General features: G+C 33.6%; 3 protein-coding genes. All 3 read left to right on the top strand.

Annotated features, from left to right (window positions below):
• Positions 1–127: 127 nt before the first annotated feature.
• The 3 genes from M3226_RS31235 to M3226_RS31225 all read left to right on the top strand — a co-directional run bounded on the left by M3226_RS31235 (position 128) and on the right by M3226_RS31225 (position 2,180).
• Positions 128–1,012 (top strand): HNH endonuclease signature motif containing protein, encoded by an 885-nt coding sequence (locus M3226_RS31235; RefSeq protein ID WP_251573386.1) that lies wholly within the window; start codon positions 128–130, stop codon positions 1,010–1,012.
• A 191-nt stretch (positions 1,013–1,203) separates the two neighbouring features.
• Complete coding sequence (locus M3226_RS31230) at positions 1,204–1,632, top strand: hypothetical protein (protein ID WP_251573384.1); 429 nt, start codon at positions 1,204–1,206, stop codon at positions 1,630–1,632.
• A gap of 170 nt (positions 1,633–1,802) precedes the next feature.
• On the top strand, positions 1,803–2,180 hold the full coding sequence (locus M3226_RS31225) for a hypothetical protein (RefSeq protein ID WP_251573383.1): 378 nt from the start codon (positions 1,803–1,805) through the stop codon (positions 2,178–2,180).
• Positions 2,181–2,360 lie beyond the last annotated feature (180 nt).

Raw genomic sequence — 2,360 nt, 5'->3', positions numbered from 1 at the left:
TGCCCGCAGAGGCTCCATGTCAAGCAACTTGGCCTTCTGAAAAAACAACGAAAGAAATCAAAAAATAAAAAACTACGAAAATGATAGATTAAGAGAGTAATTGTCCAAAATTCGGGGGTTAATCCGATTGAACCTTGATATATCTACCGAGAAATCAGCGATTACCAATCTAAGAAAGAGAACATCCGATTTTCTAGGTTTTTCTCTCAAAGCAGTAACCAAGCGTAATAAATATGTAGCCAATACACACATTATGGATAAAAAGAAGAAAAACATAATAGAAAAACTTAGATATTTAATTCGCTTAATTCAAAATAAGCCAACACCAAAAACTGTATTAGATTATAACTCTTATATTCTCGGAATAAAAAACTACTTCAAGGTCGCAACTCACATCAATATTGATTTTGGGAAAATAACCTATCGTCTAACGAAAACCATGCATAATCGTTTAAGGTCAATTAGTAAATACGGAATACCTATTAATCCATCGGAAACATACAAGAAACTTCATAAGAATAATTTCAAAACATATAAAATTGCTGGTTTGTATTTATTTCCCTTAGGAGATACACAAACAAGCAATGCTATGAACTTCAGTCAAAATATCTGTAACTACACAAATGAAGGACGGCTAAAGCTTCATCAAAATCTTAGGGCTGACATTGCCATAGAAATAAACAAGATGTTACAAATACCTTACGGTAAAGAAAACTTAGAATTTGCAGATAATAGAATTTCAAGATACTCTATGCAACTAGGAAAATGTGCTTTAACAGGGGAATTTTTGACATCCGATAAGTTGCACTGTCACCATAAGGTACCCCGACATATGGGTGGCACCGATGAATTTAGCAATCTTGTAATCGTGCATGAAGATGTACATAGATTAATCCACGCTACTAATGAAACGACGATTGAACGATATAGAAACATTCTTCAATTAGATGGAAAACAATTGAAGAAGCTTAACCAATTTCGTAAAGTTTGTAATTTAATTGCTTTAGTCTAAAAGAATAAGATGGAACGCCTAATGCGGTGAAAATCGCACGTTGGGTGTGGAGCAGGGGAAAAGATGGAGATAACATCAAAGTCTTACCTATTGCTATTAAAGTAACGGGGCAGTTTAGTTCAATAAGCCAAGGAGGAAAAACCAAATTGTTTATCGAATAAAAGGAGATAAAAATTGAGGAGAGTTACAATATGCCTGAACCTAGCTTAAGACTTACAAAGATATGGGATGACGTTGATTTTTATGAACTACATATGGAGATTAAGGGGAATAACTGCAACGTATTCATAGATATTTACACCAGAAATGAAGAACTTGAAGAGTTAAGACAAGGGATTATGGATTTTTCGCATTTTAATATCCATGAATTTAAGTGGACATCAGGTAATGATATAGAAAATGTCACTCATTTCTTATCCTTTAGATTCTTTAAGCATAGTAAAATGGGGCACATCGGCTTAGAAATAATAGCTGATAATAAGATGGAAAAGCCTGATTATATGCGGTCAAATTTCTTCATCATTACTGAATTAAATCAACTAGATGACTTTGTTAAGAAACTAGAGAGGCTAATTAATGAGGAAATAATTGAGTTAGAAAGCATAATTCCAGTACATTAACAAAGAGAATCTTCTTCACTAAAGATGCATTACTGGAACAACGGTAATGCTTTTTCTTATTGAAGTAACGGGCAGCATTTCGTTTCTTTATAGAGGGAGGTTAGCGGAAGAAGAAAAAGGAAGAAATACCCATACCTTTGATATATAATTAATATCAGGGAGGGGTGGGTGTGATAAAAAGGACTTTAATGTTTTTTCTTGTTTCAGCTGTTTTATTAACTGCTTGTTCAGAATCTAAATTGATAAATTTTGTTGGTAAGAGTGAAAATTGGCTAGTTAAATATTCAGTTACTGTGTTTGACGAAAAAAGTGAATCATCAAAAGTTACAATAAGATATATCGGAGAAAAGCCAGTTCCTAAAAAGATAAAATATACTGTCGAAACCGCTACTGGAAAAACAGAGGGTGAAACTCCTATAGAGAATGGGGTATTGGTAACAGGTGAAGATTCTTGCAGTGGGTGTTCAGTTACCCAACAAAACGAAAAAATTACGGCAACCATAACTTGGAATGATAAATCAGAATCATTCATTTTAGAAAATAAATAATGAAAAACATTCTCGGTTAAGACAATAATTGTTTTTTCACTTTTCTTATTCAGCTAACGGGTGCGCGCGACAAGTTCTGTTATAAGCGTTTAGCGCGTGAAATACAGGAAGTTCATTCTTGAACTTCAACTTTACAACGGAAGATAGGAATGAAGGAACCATGTTTCCTGAAACTATCTC

The organism is Neobacillus cucumis (assembly GCF_023715505.1).
This window is presented reverse-complemented; position numbering and strand designations above follow the sequence as displayed.

Excerpts from the sequence above, each read along its gene's own strand:
- M3226_RS31230 (WP_251573384.1), top strand. The coding sequence starts at position 1,204 with ATGCCTGAACCTAGCTTAAGACTTACAAAGATATGGGATGACGTTGAT.